We start from the raw sequence: 16,152 nt of genomic DNA on the forward strand, positions 1-16,152 counted from the left end.
TAAAAAGCTACCCTTATCGACAGCCGGTAAGGGTAGCTTTTTTATGACAGAGAATGACCCGTGGGGATAACGTCATTTTGCAGCACAACCAGGGTTCCCACATAGATTCCATCGTCATCATAGACAGGGGTGACTTCGCAGGCAAGTCCACGGGATAGCTCGATTCTTTTTGTTATCCCGGAATCAATATTGTTGTAAATAAAGGTGGCCAATTCACGATCAATCACTTCGATGCTGGTGCCGGGAATTAAATTTTTCAAGTAACACTTGGCCATAAAATTGGCCAGGTAAATTTCATGGTTCTTGTCCACAAAAATAATTCCCTGGGACAGGGCCTCTAATAATTTGTTCAGGACTTGATGATAAACAGTTTCTTCCTTCACATCGGTTCTTATCACACTTAATGAACCTAAAATTTTATTGTTTTTAATAATGGGGGAGTGTATTACTTTAAGCAGTTTGTCCCTGAACTTCAGTGTTAGGGTCGTGGCCCTTTCATTTTCCCCCTGAAAATCATCGGTATTGCCGAAGATTTCTTTTAATTTAATGTTTCTTAAGGTATCTTTTCTATCGGCAAAAATGTGATGGGCTGTTTCATTGGCAAATATGATACGCCCTGAATTATTTGCAATGATGACACCTTCATTAATTTGGTTAAAGATGGCAAAATCAATATTTTCAAAGTATGTTTTGGCGGTATTGACGCCCCAAAATTCAACCAGCAGTTCGTAGAGACAGATATAAAGGGCAAAGACCAAAAACAAAATGGCAATGGCACGGTATAATTCAAAGTTATTGGCTTCAAAGAAGAAATACAACCTCCAAGGACTGTAACCGGCATCCGAGGCCACAATGTTATATCTTAAAGTATCATAGTAAAAAGTCTCCTGCTGGGGGTCAAAAGCATTTGCTTTTATCTTCTCGAAGGGCCAAATGACCGGATTGCCGGAAGGATCAAAAACAGCAATGCGGAAGTTCTGGTTCATAGATTCCTGAATGATTTCATTTTGATATTGGTCAAGTCGGAAGTTAACGGCTAAAAATATTTTTTGATCTTCAAACTTCTTCTGTAAAGGCACGATCATGGTGATCACTTCAAGCTTGGATAAAGAATCTACGTGGACGCCGGAGACTAAAACTTGGTAATTGCCAAGTTGTGTGGGCTGTCTCACAAATTTTGCGATGTCTGGGTCCTGGCTGTTTTGGGAAGCAGAGGTTAGTATCGTGCCGTCTTCCTTTAGCAAATAAAGATTGGTCATCCGGTAATCAAAAGAGACAATCTGTTTGAATAAACGCTCGGTTTCCGGTTCGTTCTCAAGTTTTTTTGCGATATTAACAGTTACAGTCTTTAAATTATCCTGAAATACCTCAGTTTTTTTATGGTGATCTGCTTAATGCCGGTTTCGTATTGGTTAATCAGGTTTTTGGTATGGCGGAATTCCATAATGCCAAACAAAATAAAGATGCTGATAAAAAAGATGGTTGCAAAGGTAGGAAAAGCAGTTTTAATTTGGGGGGATTTTTTCATTTCTACCCTCCGGGTGTAAAGCTTATTTTATGATGCCTCTCTTTACTGCAACGGTAAGAGCTTCTTCCACAGAGTGAACATGGAGCTTGGCAAAAATATCCCTTAATCTTCTTCTAAAGGTGGAGAGACTGATGTAAAGGTCTGCGGCGATTTCCTTTTGATTCTTTCCACTGGCAAGCAGCTGCAGCATGTGTATTTCTTTTTCGGTCAGTCCGGTGTCGGAGAGATTCAACAATGAATCGGTATTCAAGCCGGGGTAGAGGTAAGAACCGCCCCTGTGCGTCATTAAAACAGCGGACTTGATCTCATCGAAGAAAGCATATTTAGGAACAAACCCCTTGACACCGCATTCCATAGCTTTTTTATAAAGATTGGATCATCATAGGTGGTGAGGGCCACATGCTTGATACGCAGGTATTTTTGTTTTATTTTACCGGCCAAATCAAGGCCATCGCCGTCGGGAAGACCGATGTCCAACAGGATGACATCGATATCGCCGGACAGCTTGGCCAAAGCCTCTTCACAGGAGCCGGCCTCCGCCACCACTGTCATATTGTCTTCCAGTTCCAGCAGCTTTTTTAAGCCCTCCCGGAAGACGTTATGGTCCTCAATCAGCATAATCTTGATTTTCTCCATTTTTTTGGCCTCCTGGTAGTATCGGAACGGTTAAAGTAACACAAAAACCTGTTTCACAATAACCAAAAACAATATCGCCGCCAATCAGACCGGCCCGTTCCTTCATGCCCCACAATCCTTTGCCCGCCACGAAATCTCCCTCAGTTCCCCCGTTATCCATAATTTCAATTTTGAGGGTGTCCTGCTGTTTGGTAAAATTAATGTCCACTTCCGTGGCTTTGGCATGTTTTACAATATTACTGAGAGCTTCCTGAATGATTCGGTAAATAATAATTTCGTCCTTCTTTTTAACGCGCAGGGCTCTGTCCTGGTAAAATATATACACCTTTATTTTATTCAGTTTTTCAAAGGTATGAATATAAGATTCCAGCGCAGAAATAAGGCCCACTTTATCAATCAAATAAGGGTGGATGTCATTCATAATGCCCCGCATCTCAATGGCAGCGTTTTGGCAGTGGTTGCGCAGGTCGATTAAACCCTGCAGCAAATCCTCACCTTTTAAATCGCCGTCTTTATGCAGCCGGAGGTTATAGTCCAGGGAATGAATGATGGTTGACATATAGCGGGCAATCCAATCGTGGATCTCGATGGAGATTCTTTTTCTTTCTTTTTCCAACGTATCCAGTAAAAGTGGTTTATCCTTTTGTTCGTTGGCCATTCTGGCGATCATCATAACCCCGATTAGTTTATTAAATAAAAATATAGGAATGTAGTCCACGGTTAAGTGAATGGGGCGCCCATCATTATGGAAGACAGCCTTGTGTCTCAAAAGTTCCCTTTGGTTTAACAGAGAATGCAGCAAAGGTTGGGTGATATTTTGCAAACGAGGAAACAATTCCGGAAATTGATCTACGTTTTTTCCAGGACCGTCTCCGGAAGTAAACCAAATAAATCCTGGGCAGATTTATTGACATATTTAACATCCCCGGAGTGATCAACAAAGATGAAAGCATTGTCGGTATATTCAGCTGATTCACTCACATAGATGCACTTGGTCAGGGAAGGCTTCAACATCATGTATAAAACGTAGGGTAGAAGCAGCAAGGAGGTAAACAAAATAATGAGTAATAAAATAATTTTACTGTCTATGTTGAAAAGGGTTGTTTCAAAATAATTATCCAGTTCCTTATCGTAGGATTGGCTTAAATGCTTAAGTTTTACGTTCATTTGCCGGGTAAAGTCCTGGTTGCGTAAATAAAGATCTTGAATTTCTTTTTCTGAATACGTTTTTGTTTGTACGGTTGGTATGACTTCCGAGGCCGCAAAAGACATGTACCTTTTGCTCAACTCAATTAAATCGATGATGTTCTGATTTCTTGATAGGTTGTCGGAATCATAAAGATCGGTCTGTTTTTTTATAATGATGGCGCTGTGCTTATAGAAGTTCTCCAAAGACTGCGGGTCCGACAATAAAATATAATCCTGAAGGCCGGAGGTCATGGCCTCAATATTATTCACTGATTTTTTAAATTCAGTTAATTCTTCCCGGGAATCCCCAATTCTGTTGATTTGCTGATAAGTATACAGGAAGTTTTGAAAGAGTAAAACAGAACATATGCAAACAATAATAAATAATACCAAGGCTAATTTGGCAAGGTTTTTATTAATTGACATGTCTTCACCATACCGTGAAAGATTTGGTAAAAAATATAAAGAACCTCATGAAAAGTTATGATGCAACGTATAAATTATAATATTTTAACGGTATATAGTAAATTCCTTTTTGTATTTTCATTTTTCTCAGGCTTTCTATGCTTAATCCGGTTTATAAATGTCATATAAACGACCATGAAAAGGTAATGAGTATTACAACAAAAGAATCAGGCACATGACACTTTTGTGTCATTGCTTGAGAGCTAAATGTCAATGTAACTTCAATTCGTTGACCGGTAATTTAAAAAATATTAAGATTTGGTTAAGTTAATCAATTGAGAAATAAAGTTTCCAAGGCGGAAAGTAACATTTTTAACAATCAAAAAGTGATTGAGGAGGTAATGTTGTGGATAAAATTCACATTCATGTCTCCCGCAGGAAAAAAGAAAAGCTTGTGAAATGGTATGGCTGGATTGTTATATTCATTATCTGCATGACACCTTTGGTGATTATATTACTCCCCAAGTTAATGCTTAATGTAAATAGAATTAACACATTATTAAGGGAGTCCTGTGTTCCGGAGACAGATTGTTTAACAGGCACTGTAAACAAAGTGCATTGGAAGAAAACTAATGATGGAGACATCGGTTGCATAGAAGGCGATATAGAAATCGCCACTACGAGCAAAGATGTGGTTAAATGCAGTTTCAAAAAATATGTTGGCCCGAAGTTTAATGAAACCATTGCTATCAACTGCAATGACCAAATTTATCTTACCGGGACATTTGAGGACCAATTATTCCTGATCAGGAATGTCCAAAATAACACAAATCATCAAGTGTATACTACGGAACCAATGGTTTCGGTGTACTAATCGTTTTAAAGTTTTATCGTGAAAGGGGGTAGGGAACCGGAGCAGGTCTTAAGATAATCCCTACTAAGTCAATGGTTCCTTAAATTTAACAATTTGCATGGAGGTGTGTTATCTTGGCGCAAACACAAATCAGTCAGGCGCAAAGTCAAAGCTTAAGTGCACAAATTGCCAAGGCGATTCCCGGACTCATTCTTGTCGTGTTGGTAGCAATTGCTGCATCCTGGGCAGAAGGGTATATCAAAGGCAATTTTAAAAAGGTTTATGAGATTGCTCACCTGAACTACGTTTTATTAGCAATTATTTTTGGTATGGTAATCCGCAATACAGTAGGCGTTCCTTCTCTTCTCGAACCCGGCCTTAAATATTCCACCATTTTAACCAAAACCGGTATCGTCGTCATGGGTACCAAATACACCCTGGCCTCCCTCGTAAAAGTAGGTACCACCAGTATGATTTTTATCGCTGTAACCCTGTTTGGCACTGTAGCCTTAATGTTCTGGCTCCGCAAGCGATATGAGATGACTGACTCTCTGGCCGGTTGCTTGGCCTCCGGGTTTTCGGTCTGCGGTGTTTCCGCTACTGTAGCCACCGGTCCTGCTGTAAAAGCAAAGGGTCAAGAAATGTGCTATACCATCGCAACCATTTTGATCTTTGGTCTGCTGGCTCTGTTTACCTTCCCGGCTTTAGGCCATCTGTTTGGTTTAACTGAAAACCAGTTTGGCGCGTGGGTTGGTGTTGGTATCGTTAACTCCGCTCAGGTACTGGCTGCCGGTATGGCATACGGTGAACAAGCCGGATTAATGGCCGGTATTTACAATATGGGCCGTGTGGTACTGCTGCCCTTTGTAGTACTCTACGTTGTTATGCTGGTTCTGAAGAATGACAGCAAAGCTGCCGGTGAAATTAACAAGAGTCAGTTTGTAATGGACAAATTCCCTGTATTTATCGTGGCCTTCCTGATCGCCGTTTTAGCCAACACCGCTGGTATGTTCAGCAAAGAAGAAGTCAAGATGGCCAACACCTTCATGACTTGGGCCTTCACCTTAGGTTTTGCCAGCATCGGTTTAACCACCAAGTTCTCCGATATGAAAGCTGCCGGTAAAGACGGTATCGTTCTGGGCTTCATCGTAGGATTTGCTAAAGCGGCCTTTGCCCTGGTAGTAGTGAAGTTTTTCTTACCTCTATAATAAACGTTTAATCACTATGAATGTGGGAGGTGCATGTTCATGACCGAAAAAACAGTTGTGCGGTAGAAGATTCAAGAGCTGCTGACCGTAAGGTTAGAATGCAAGATTATATGGTTATAGGTTTGGGATTGGTGTTGTTGGTCCTGGCCAAAGTCATGGCGTAAAGCGAACAGCAAAATAATAATTCTAGCTTTCAAATGGCAGGGTCAGGTCTAACAGAGTCCTTACCTGCCATACTATATTGGGGATAAATTAATAGGGGAGATAAATATGTACAAGAATATTTTGGTGGCTGCACACGGGGAAGAAAATGAAGGTTTCTTACGGAAAGTATCTGAGTTTATTATGGTAACAAAACCGCGTGTTACGGTGCTGCATGTGTCGGAAACAGGATTAACCCATTATGGTATGTGGATCAACTGGCAAGCGGCATCACCAAGGAGCAGTTTATCAATTATATCTATACAATGGCGGATGAACAGCAAAAGCAGATTTTTAACAAATTTAAGGAACTGGCTGAAACTACAGGCAGCCAGTTCGCGTGGAAGGTGAGGGAGGGGAACCCCCCTAAAGAAATTATTCAGGAACTGAACACCGGTAACTATGACCTGTTGATCCTAGGCACCAAACCAAAATCACCTGGCAATACATCCGGCAAGGTCAAAGAAAAAATGCTAAACGAGTTATCCACCTCGCTGTTGATCATCAAGTAAGATGATACCTTAAGAGAAAAGATTTTTATCAATATTTTGTCACCACACCGTTTCCCCCTTGTTTCCGTTGGCATTTATGCTAATATATTCACAAAGCATAATTTTGACTGGGAAACAGGGGTGTGTGGGAATGAAAATACCAAGCAATCCCACGATAAAAGAGTTTCTGGCCTATATGTCGAAAGTCATTCCTTGTCTCCTGCTTTTTGCGTTGTTTTATTGCATTGTCCATTGTTACAATCATAAAAATACCCTGGTTTTAATTCCGCTGACTGCCAGTATTTTCGTGCTGTATACCTTCTTTGGGGAATCAACGGATGAGCCGATTGAGGAAAGGGAATAAAAGGGGGTTTCCCATGAACGGCCAAATTCTACTTGTTACAGATGGTTCACCTTCTGCCGATGCAGCCGGTAAGACGGCAATTGAAATGGCACAATCCATGAAGCTGCCGTTAAGGGCTGTATTCATCCTGGATGAAGGGTGGAGGAATTTGCTTGGAGATGAATGGATCAATACTTCGTCCACTCGCATGAGATTTTTCCACTGGTTCGAAGATGGCTTAAAAAGTCATGCTGAAACGGTTCTGGCTGAGTTCAGGCAGCAGGTTAATGATAAAGGAATCCCTGTGGAAACTGAGATTAAAATCGGCAAAACGGAAAAAGTAATTGTAGAATGCACCGTTAACCCGGAAACTTCTCTGCTGGTGCTGCCAAATCCAAATGCTGTCGCACCGGCGGCCGCTGCCGGACTAAGATTTAACCTCAATTCTCTTTCCCAAAAAGTTAAATGCCCGGTTTTTATCGGCCCAAGATAAATGATGACCTAATAAGTAACCAAAAACAAAGCCACCGATAAAAGGTGGCTAAAAATTTCTTATCTGCAGGTTGCCTTCGTCATCCAGTTTGGCAACAATGCTCTTCATTTCTTTTTCCAGTATCCGGGTCATTTTCCCTACTCGAACCGAGATCCCTTCGTAAGCATGGTCAATTTTTATTTTCTTGTCTTTGGGCACTATGACAAGAGACTTCGCTCCCGTTAGAGAACCGATTTCTTTAATATAGACATCGTCTGCGGCCTGAATGATGCCTCCGCGGACAATTCCGTCAACCTTAACATTACCGTCCGCAACGATGTGGGTATTGAAACAACCACCAGTTACCACAACATCTCCGGAACTTTTAATCACTGAATTCAGAGCAACCTTGATATTTACAACACTTCGCTTATTCACCAGACTGTCTACATAATAAAAGAAATTGTTGAGTTCATGCAGGGTGTTTTGAAAATCATTGGCCGTCTGGTATTGAAGAATATTTATACCGCTTAGCCGGTTTACTACCTTTTGCAGGGTATGCTCGTAGCTGCCCAAGAGCTTTAAATCCAGTTCTTTGAGCTTTTTGCTGATTTTGTCCAGTAAACCGCCCAGATGCGTGAATTTCTTCTCGATAAGAAGAATAAGAACATTGCCGAAGATGATCTTGTTATTGGGAGGAAGCTTTTCGACCATTAGATTGGCAGAAATAAACAAGTCTTCAAGGATTTTCAACAACTCGAGAAGCAAGGGCTTTATCGTATTGCACAGCACAACAAAGCCGCCGCTTACAATTTCGGCATTTATAATATTGCCCTTGATGGTTACGTCTCCACCGGCCGTAATTTTACACTTGGTTATGATATTGGCCACCGTAATATTGCCGCTGGCACTTACGTTCATATCATCGTCCACAGAACCCATTACATTGACATCGCCTTTAAAACGAATGTTGCCTGTTTTGACATTTACGTCGCCAGGTATTGTCAGCACGGGTTCGATGGAGAAAATCCAATTATTACCGGACTTTCGAACCTTGGGTTGTCCTTCACTGGCGGCCACGGCTTTTAATCCGTCTTCAACAATTTCAACTCCCGGGCCTGCAAGCAGATTAATTCTTTTGGGTTCTCTGGCTTTACAAGCCTGGTTGGTAACAGTCATTCCGGGGGTGCCTTCTTGACCGGCCATCTTTCTGGCTAGAGTTTCACCAACGGACACGGAGGTGATTTTGCCAAGTTCTTTGTAATCGATGGTACCAGTGTTATCTTCCAGAGGAGTGGCAGTTTGTCCAAACAGAAGTTCAACCATATCATCACTGGACCGACCGGGGGGAAGACCCTTGGCAACCAAGGTCATACCATCCTGGGGGTTCTTTGCCAGGCTGTCAATGGCGCCTGAATCTATGCCATAGATTACGCCGCTTTTGTTTAACAGACTAATAAGTGAGTCGGATGTCTCCTTTAATATAACTTCTTTCTTTTGCTTGGCCTTTAAAACGAGGTGAGAAGCAGGTTCACAATCTACCAGTTCATAGGTATTGCAATACTCGTTCTTTATTTCAATAAAGGCTGACATTTTATCCGGGGAGATATGAATCTTCACAAAGCCCGGGTCATTGTGGCTTAAGGGGACGGTCTCAATCCGATCTTTCTCTGAAACCTCCGAAGTATCAGAGATAGGATTACCGTTCACCAGGATTTGAATCTCCATACAGGGGGTGATGGTGGCTTTACGACCCCCTTCTTTGGGGTCCTTAACATAAATTTTACCACCGTCAACCCAGGCCACACCCTCGTTATTTGTAACAGGAGAAGGGTTCTTTATAGCAGGGGTTCGGTTATCATTTTTTTGTTCCACTTTTTGTTCCATTAGTAAACCCCCTTAGAACATTGTTATTGTGTCGATACCAAAGATTGTAAAGTGATTAACTGTTATTAATATTTTCGGTAATTTTTACCTTAACTAAATAGGTATTAACACGGAATTGTTTTTTTAATAAATCCATTTGTTAATACAACCCTTTTTCTATAAGGTCTGTTAATTTCTCTGATTAACATAAAATACGCTTGTCATTACTTACTTTACCTTAAAAAAATCGTTTATACAAGCGGGTTAGGGAATATTATACAATACTGTAAATTAATTAGGGAGTGATTGATAATTCACATGTCGTTAAGTCTTTGACTTGACCTCTTAAACATATACTCTCATTAATACCGGTTGTCGGCAAAGCAACCGGTATCTTTTGATGATATATGAACTGGCGAAAAAAGGGGGATTTTGTAGGTACGATCGTTGCTGTTTAAGGTAGTGACAGGGTGAAACTTAATATTCTCTTTACAATGACTTAATCAAAAAAGATACTTTATGGTATACAATGACATGGGGAGGTAGATGTTAAATTATGAAAATAGCAGTGATAGCGGATGTTCACAGCAATTTATTAGGTTTAGAAGCGGTTTTGCAAGATATTGAAAAAAGAGAAATTAATCAAGTATACTGTGCTGGGGATCTGGTTGGGTACGGCCCCCGGCCTAATGAAGTCATTAAATTGCTCCGCCGGAAGGGCATTTCTACCATCATGGGCAACTATGATGATGCCATTGGCAACATGAGACTTATTTGCGGCTGTGATTACAAAGATGAAAATGCTTTGAAGCTGGGCGAGAGATCGGTCCTCTGGACCAAGGATCATACTTCCGAAGAAAACAAAGCCTGGCTCAGGGAATTGCCCCAGCGCATTGAATTTACCGCCGAAGGGCTCCGCTTTTTGATTATTCACGGCAGCCCCAGGAAGCTTAACGAATATCTCTTTGAAAACACCCCGGATGAATACCTAAATGAGCTTTTGGCTGAAAATAACTGCGATGTCTTGATTTGCGGGCATACCCACCTGCCCTACCATAAGACTCTGGCCAATGGCCATGTCATTAACGCAGGCAGTGCCGGCAAGCCCAAGCACGGTAATCCCAACGTGGGATATGCCGTCGTCGATGCGGCAGAGGGGAATTTATCCGTTGAATTTGTACAGGTTCCTTACGATTTTAAACAAACGGCCAGGGAAATTAAAGAAGTTGGTTTACCCGTTGAATTTGCGGAGATTATTCGAACCGGTAAAGCCTAATGCACGGGCCAGGGTGGAAACACCCTGGTTTTAGTTTCTCCTATGTTTTACAGTAACGTACAATTTTGCAAAAGATAGATCAAAATAATTTGATTTATATCTTAATAGCATCAACATCATTTGATATGATAAACCGTGATCGATCATAAAACCAGGTTGCGGAAGTATTGAGACTTGTTATGGTCTTTATAATTTCCGTGATTGCCATGTCAACAATGGCGGGTACCATCTTTTATCTACTATAAATAACATTATAGGAAGGAGGTCTGTCCTGTGCTAAAAATGATCAAGGCTTTGTTGGGAACCGGCAAAAAGGATTGCTGTGCAGTCCAAATTACGGATATCAAAAACGAAGAAAACTCCCAGAATCATTCATGCTGCATGGATCACAAAACCAAAAAAGATTTAGGGAAAGAATGAAGGAAATATAAAGTGATGGGTTACAAGATGAATCGCGTTGAGAAAACTGTATTGTGGTTTAAAGAGGGGTTTCTTTGTTCCCAGGCAGTTCTTGCCTCCTATGCTCCCCGACTGGGGATGGCGGAGGAAACAGCCTTTAAGATCGCCTGTGCCTTTAAAAGAAAAAACCTATGCACTTACACAGGAGTTTGTTACCAGATTTAAAGTCCTAAATGTTTCGATCTTGTGCAGGGATTTGCTCGGTTGTGATATCAGCAATGCAGAAGGACTAAAAAAAGCCAGGGAAAAGAAACTTTTTTCCATCCTTTGCCCGAAGTTTGTTCAGGATACAGCTGAAATCCTGGAGAAGATAATTTAAAGTAAAATATTTTCTATAGAATTCCTTGCATATATCAAAAAATTTTAATAGGATATACCTATGATTAACACAGTAAAAATTTCAAAGGCTTTAAGTGACCCAATCCGCTACAAAATCATGCTCATGTTGGCCCAGAGCAAGGAGGGATGTTGTCCGCTCCCCGGTGAGGGCGACCGCCGGCCGGGGTTGTGCAATTGCGAGATCATGGCAGAACTGGGCATGATTCAGTCCCGGGTTTCTTATCACATGAAGGAACTGGTGGAGGCAGGATTGGTTACCGAAGAACCCAGGGGTAAATGGAAAATGTATTTTATTAACACCAAAGCTTTAAGACAATATATCAAGCAGTTAAATTATGATTTTGCCCTAAAGTAATTTTTTACCCCGATGAATCAAGAATAATTGATGTAAATAGGTGGAACGTACGTTTATGAAAGAAGACATCCGGGAAGCGGTGAAGCAAATATACGCCCGGGCCATCACTCAAAAGAGCAGTTGTTGCGGCAGTGATGGGACCGGCTGCTGTGGGGGAGAACCGTTAAGTCAGGCAACAAGTATAATCACAGGAAACTTGTACCAGCAGTGAAATACCAGGAAGTTTACTAATGAATCCGCTTTAAATGAGTGTTGCCCCGCCAGCAGTGTTTGTATGAAATTGCATCTGTAATTCTTGGTCTGCTGATCGTCTTTACCAATGGAGAGGAATACTTCTGTTGACTGAGAGTACAGATTTTCCGCACTCTTAGTCACTCGTTAGAGAAATACTGTATATCTCCTGGCAAAGCATTGTCTGGTACCCGGTTAACTGCTACAATAACCCCAAGAATGATACAACGATGTAGACGACAACCATGTAAACCACAAGATCAGGCAATGAAGCACTGAAACCCGCCTTAGGAAGGGGGATCGGTGCTTTTGTTTTTTACGAGAATATTGAGGAGGGATTTGCATGAGCAGGGCAGTGGGTTAGTTTTTATACTATTACTTATCATTATAAAAAAGGAGGGAAGTAACAGTTACAAATTAATTAAACAAAAGTAAATAAAAAACAATAATCCATTGACATCGAACAAGTGTTCTAATTAAAATAATGGTAAGAGGTGGTTTAAGATGCGAAGAGTGATTTGGTTAGTTTTTATACTATTATTTGCCATTACCCTTGCGGGCTGCGGTCAGGCAAAGAAAGAAAGGGGTTCTGAACAGGTAACGGTTTCTGCGGCTAAAGGGCTGACCAAGGCCATGGAAGAAATTCAAGCAGATTACCAAAAAACCCACCCGGATGTGCAAATTCAACTTAATTTTGGCGCTTCCGGTTCCCTGCGGCAGCAAATTGAACAGGGTGCGCCGGTAGATATTTTTATTTCCGCAGACCGGAAAACCATGGATGAAATTGAGGCAAAGGGTATGATTGATCAGGCCAGCCGGAAAAATATGGTTGGCGACAGGCTGGTGCTTGTAACAGGAAAGGATGCCGGTATCAAGACCCTGGAGGAACTTGCTTCAGAAAAGGTTATAAAGCTGGCCATTGGTGACCCTGCCATTGTGCCTGTAGGTACTTATGCAAAAGAAGCCCTTGAAAACTCGGGGCTCTGGGGTAAGGTTCAATCCAAATTGCTGCTTGCGAAAGATGTACGGCAGGTGGTTACCTATGTTGCCACCGGCAATGCTGAGGCCGGGATTGCTTACCAATCCGTTGCCCGGACCGAGCCGGGGCTGAACCTTATAGAAATCCCTGCCAACCTTCACACACCGGTTGTCTTTCCCGGGGCTTTAACCACCAGGGGCAAAGAGAATAAGGAAGCGGCAAGTTTTATGGATTACCTTTTATCTCCGGAGGCAACAGGGATTTTCAAGAAACACGGTTTTGTTCCCCTCGAATAATTACCGGGATGGTGAAGCGTATGGAAAATCCCATGGTCTGGCAGGCGGTATCCCTTTCCTTAAAAGTAGCCCTAATGGCGCTGGCGAATGTTGTTGTGGTGGGACTTGTTCTGGCCAGGATGATGGCAAGAAGGCAATTTCCCGGGAAAACGGTACTGGAGGCCTTTTTAACGCTCCCTCTGGTCTTGCCTCCGTCTGTGATCGGTTTTTTGCTGCTGGTACTGCTGGGAAAGCACGGGCCTATTGGACAGCTGGCGGAGCAGTTATGGCACAGACCCATCCTGTTCACCACTGCGGCAGCGGTAATAGCAGCCACGGTGGTGGCCTTCCCTTTATTTTACCAATCGGTCAGGGCAGCCTTTGAGGGGGTGGACCCCCGCTATGAGCAGGCTGCCAGAATACTGGGAGCGGGTGAATTTAAGGTGTTTTTCACGGTAACCCTGCCACTGGCCTGGCCCGGTGTGCTTGCCGGGCTTGTGATGGCCTTTGCCCGGGCACTGGGGGAATTCGGAGCTACTTTAATGGTGGCCGGGAATATCCCAGGCGTATCCCAGACCATTCCTCTGGCCATTTATTTTACCGCCGAAGCGGGGGACTATAACACCGCCTCTTTCCTGGTGGTAGTGGTGTCATTGGTTTGCCTGTCCATTATGGTATGGCTGAATTGTTGGACCGGCACCGGGTGTCAAAATGGCAGGGGTAGAGGGGGGAAGAGAGTGTTCAGAGCTAGCGTATACAAGAAGTTACCTTCCTTTGCAGTTGATATTGATGTACAGGTGGCAAATGAAATCCTGGTGCTGCTGGGACCTTCGGGTTCCGGCAAAACGACCTTTCTCCAGTGCATTGCCGGCCTGGTAAGACAGGATGGAGGAAAGATTGAACTAAAAGACAGAGTATTGTTTGACAGCGGCAGGGGAATAAATCTCTCCCCCAGAGAGAGAAGGGTAGGCTACGTATTTCAGGACTATTTGCTCTTTCCTCATATGACGATATGGAAAAACGTGCTGTATGGCTGCAGGGGAAAGAAACAGGCATGTTGGGATAAGGCACAGAAAGTGCTTGAGATGGTAGGGATTGCCCATTTAAAAGACAGGTTTCCCGGTCAAATTTCTGGGGGTGAGAAGCAGCGGGCAGCACTGGCCAGGGCGCTCATGGCCGAGCCGGAAATACTCCTGTTGGATGAACCGCTGTCGGCCCTGGACCCGCTGACCAGGTACAGGCTGCAGAAAGAACTTATTGACCTGCACGAGAAGATGAACATTCCCTTTATCCTGGTAACACACGATGTGCGGGAAGCACATCTCCTGGGGCACAGGGTTATTACTTTAGAAAAAGGTAGGATTACGGACATAAGGCCGGGAAGAGGTATGTCTGTTGTAAAACCCGTAGAAAAAAGACCGGGCTGCTTTCAAGTCTCCATCAAAGAAGTTCAGGAGCAGCGTCTTGGACTAACAGCCCAGCAAGTTTTAATACCGTTCTTAGACCGGGGCCATTTTGCTTCATTAGAAATAACCTGCCACCACGTTCCACCCTGGTTAAAAAACGAACTGGCAGAAAGGAAGCTGTCCTGCCAAGTTGATCGGATTGATGAGGAAAGAATGAAAATATTGATTATCAGGGAGCAACTACTATGTGGAGAAGACTAAGAAATTAGAGCCGGGCAACTGCTCCGGTTCTTTTCTTAGGGTCCGGTAGAAACCCTTGCTAAAATTGCCTCTGCCAAGCTTTTGAAATTTTGCTATAATAATAGAGCGGAAAGTTTATTTGCTTGCATGTCTCGGGTTGAACCTTTAACAGGTTGGCAACGGATATTTGACTATTAGGGGGGTAGTCAGCTTTTAGCTGTCTGCCCTCCTTTAGTTTTAAACAATGGGGAAGGTTTTAATGAGAAAGAAGGATTGTTACAGATTTTTTAAAAGAGCAATATTTCTAACCATAGGATCATTAATATATGGTGGGTCTCACTGGACGGGACCGAAATCACAGCCCTGATCTTCAGCCCCCGGTTTTGTTTTTCCGTGGGTGAAGTGGTGATGTTCTTTAACATCTTTATCCTTGGGCAGCGCCGGCTTTTTTTGGCTGGGAAAGGGCTATGTATTCCCTTATCGCTTAACTTCGTAGCCTATAAAACCATCGACCTGGTCCTAGAGGGTTTTGACGAGTCCAAGTCGGTCATGATTATCTCCGACCAGGCACAGGAGATATCCGATGCTATTTTACACCCCTGGGCAGAGGGGTAACACACTTCTATGCCAAGGGAGGGTACACGCAGGAGGATAAAGAAGTTCTTTATTGTGTGGTCACAAGGCTGGAAATATCCAAACTAAGAAGCATTGTGTACGACTTTGATCCCGAAGCCTTCATGGCAATTGAAGAGGTGCATAAGTATTTAAACTTTTATTGGTTCCGATAATGTATATTATGTTAACTTCTAAGAGAAAAGGGCTTCAGGATTGCTTCTACCTGCACCTGCCCACCGGCCTGTCCTTGAAGGGTATACCAGTTATTTTGTAAGGTTGTGGTTTATACTTGGTGGGTACTTCTTTGCCAGTAAGTGCTGGTTTCATCGTGTATCCCATCAAGGATTTGCTGCGCCAGGCCGGGCTTATGGCTATTCGCTTTAAGCATTCAGTTTAGTATTCTATGTAGGTTTGGCTGCCAGGATTAAGGCTTGTATATCCAATTATTCTTAAAGGATCTTTCAGCCATCTATAAAAGCGACTGGTACCAGGATTAAGGCTTTCAAATATATATTGTTGTATCACTAGCGTTGCATAAAACTTTCGCATAAATTAAAAGGTAATAATCGGAAGATATAATTGTATAATTTTGTAATTATTTGGGTGTATACACCAATTAACCCATTTTACTTTATGCTAAAGGAACAACCACTTAAGAGGTAGTCCTTTAATCCACATTTTTACAAATGATGTAATTCCTAGGCTATTATCGGGTCGTAAGTTAAATCATCCAGGTGGTCTGCTTCACCTTGTAGTACCTGTTCTACTGTAAAGTTGTAGATTTTT

The 16,152-nt window shown here is 42.5% G+C and carries 20 protein-coding genes; 13 read left to right on the forward strand and 7 right to left on the reverse strand.

The genetic code is table 11. The features are described 5' to 3' along the window. Window positions 1-41 precede the first annotated feature (41 nt). The 6 genes from P378_RS18170 to P378_RS22550 all read right to left on the reverse strand — a co-directional run bounded on the left by P378_RS18170 (window position 42) and on the right by P378_RS22550 (window position 3,778). Entirely contained in the window at window positions 42-1,244 is a 1,203-nt protein-coding gene (locus P378_RS18170) for a PAS domain-containing protein (RefSeq protein WP_238473407.1), read from the reverse strand. 104 nt (window positions 1,245-1,348) lie between these two features. Next, entirely contained in the window at window positions 1,349-1,528 is a 180-nt protein-coding gene (locus tag P378_RS22530) for a hypothetical protein (protein WP_238473408.1), read from the reverse strand. Window positions 1,529-1,550: 22 nt separating this feature from the next. After that, complete coding sequence (locus P378_RS22535; protein WP_238473409.1) at window positions 1,551-1,814, reverse strand: response regulator transcription factor; 264 nt, start codon at window positions 1,812-1,814, stop codon at window positions 1,551-1,553. Next, the gene (locus P378_RS22540) at window positions 1,814-2,164 is read right to left on the reverse strand and encodes a response regulator (RefSeq protein WP_238473410.1); all 351 of its coding nucleotides are present in this window, start codon (window positions 2,162-2,164) and stop codon (window positions 1,814-1,816) included. Before P378_RS22540 ends, P378_RS22535 begins: the two co-directional genes overlap by 1 nt. Further along, a complete protein-coding gene (locus tag P378_RS22545) occupies window positions 2,136-2,987 on the reverse strand; it encodes a sensor histidine kinase (protein ID WP_238473411.1) in 852 nt (283 codons plus the stop codon). The genes P378_RS22540 and P378_RS22545 overlap by 29 nt, the downstream gene beginning before the upstream one ends. A gap of 26 nt (window positions 2,988-3,013) precedes the next feature. After that, entirely contained in the window at window positions 3,014-3,778 is a 765-nt protein-coding gene (locus P378_RS22550; RefSeq protein ID WP_238473412.1) for a hypothetical protein, read from the reverse strand. Between the two features lie 385 nt (window positions 3,779-4,163). Between P378_RS22550 and P378_RS18185 the strand changes: the two genes are divergently transcribed. The 4 genes from P378_RS18185 (at window position 4,164) to P378_RS18205 (ending at window position 7,346) form a co-directional block, all read left to right on the forward strand. Beyond that, on the forward strand, window positions 4,164-4,631 hold the full coding sequence (locus tag P378_RS18185; RefSeq protein ID WP_099084192.1) for a hypothetical protein: 468 nt from the start codon (window positions 4,164-4,166) through the stop codon (window positions 4,629-4,631). A 113-nt stretch (window positions 4,632-4,744) separates the two neighbouring features. After that, complete coding sequence (locus tag P378_RS18190; protein ID WP_099084193.1) at window positions 4,745-5,818, forward strand: YeiH family protein; 1,074 nt, start codon at window positions 4,745-4,747, stop codon at window positions 5,816-5,818. Window positions 5,819-6,228: 410 nt separating this feature from the next. Next, window positions 6,229-6,531, forward strand: a complete 303-nt coding sequence (locus tag P378_RS18195; protein ID WP_238473413.1) for a universal stress protein — start codon at window positions 6,229-6,231, stop codon at window positions 6,529-6,531. Window positions 6,532-6,887: 356 nt separating this feature from the next. Beyond that, window positions 6,888-7,346 (forward strand): universal stress protein, encoded by a 459-nt coding sequence (locus P378_RS18205; protein WP_099084195.1) that lies wholly within the window; start codon window positions 6,888-6,890, stop codon window positions 7,344-7,346. 48 nt (window positions 7,347-7,394) lie between these two features. On the opposite strand, the gene P378_RS18210 is transcribed toward P378_RS18205, so the two are convergent. Beyond that, window positions 7,395-9,212 (reverse strand): DUF342 domain-containing protein, encoded by a 1,818-nt coding sequence (locus P378_RS18210; protein ID WP_099084196.1) that lies wholly within the window; start codon window positions 9,210-9,212, stop codon window positions 7,395-7,397. Between the two features lie 535 nt (window positions 9,213-9,747). Here P378_RS18210 and P378_RS18215 point away from each other — a divergent pair. The 9 genes from P378_RS18215 to P378_RS22575 all read left to right on the forward strand — a co-directional run bounded on the left by P378_RS18215 (window position 9,748) and on the right by P378_RS22575 (window position 15,539). Further along, entirely contained in the window at window positions 9,748-10,467 is a 720-nt protein-coding gene (locus P378_RS18215) for a metallophosphoesterase family protein (RefSeq protein ID WP_099084197.1), read from the forward strand. A gap of 273 nt (window positions 10,468-10,740) precedes the next feature. Further along, complete coding sequence (locus P378_RS19895; RefSeq protein ID WP_180261179.1) at window positions 10,741-10,887, forward strand: hypothetical protein; 147 nt, start codon at window positions 10,741-10,743, stop codon at window positions 10,885-10,887. Between the two features lie 100 nt (window positions 10,888-10,987). After that, on the forward strand, window positions 10,988-11,245 hold the full coding sequence (locus P378_RS18220) for a C-GCAxxG-C-C family protein (protein ID WP_238473415.1): 258 nt from the start codon (window positions 10,988-10,990) through the stop codon (window positions 11,243-11,245). A gap of 60 nt (window positions 11,246-11,305) precedes the next feature. Further along, window positions 11,306-11,620: an ArsR/SmtB family transcription factor gene (locus P378_RS18225; RefSeq protein WP_099084198.1), complete on the forward strand. Its 315-nt coding sequence runs from the start codon at window positions 11,306-11,308 to the stop codon at window positions 11,618-11,620. Window positions 11,621-11,675: 55 nt separating this feature from the next. After that, window positions 11,676-11,831, forward strand: coding sequence for a hypothetical protein (locus P378_RS18230; RefSeq protein ID WP_180261180.1), 156 nt, complete (start codon window positions 11,676-11,678; stop codon window positions 11,829-11,831). 524 nt (window positions 11,832-12,355) lie between these two features. Next, the gene (gene modA / locus P378_RS18235) at window positions 12,356-13,126 is read left to right on the forward strand and encodes a molybdate ABC transporter substrate-binding protein (protein WP_099084199.1); all 771 of its coding nucleotides are present in this window, start codon (window positions 12,356-12,358) and stop codon (window positions 13,124-13,126) included. A gap of 20 nt (window positions 13,127-13,146) precedes the next feature. After that, window positions 13,147-14,772, forward strand: a complete 1,626-nt coding sequence (gene modB / locus P378_RS23800; protein ID WP_180261181.1) for a molybdate ABC transporter permease subunit — start codon at window positions 13,147-13,149, stop codon at window positions 14,770-14,772. Window positions 14,773-15,144: 372 nt separating this feature from the next. Then, window positions 15,145-15,366 carry a YitT family protein gene (locus P378_RS22570; RefSeq protein ID WP_238473414.1) on the forward strand — a complete coding sequence of 74 codons (222 nt, stop codon included), beginning with the start codon at window positions 15,145-15,147 and terminating at the stop codon, window positions 15,364-15,366. Continuing rightward, complete coding sequence (locus tag P378_RS22575; protein ID WP_238473417.1) at window positions 15,351-15,539, forward strand: YitT family protein; 189 nt, start codon at window positions 15,351-15,353, stop codon at window positions 15,537-15,539. Before P378_RS22570 ends, P378_RS22575 begins: the two co-directional genes overlap by 16 nt. The last annotated feature ends 613 nt before the right edge of the window (window positions 15,540-16,152 follow it).

The sequence above is a fragment of the Desulforamulus profundi genome (assembly GCF_002607855.1).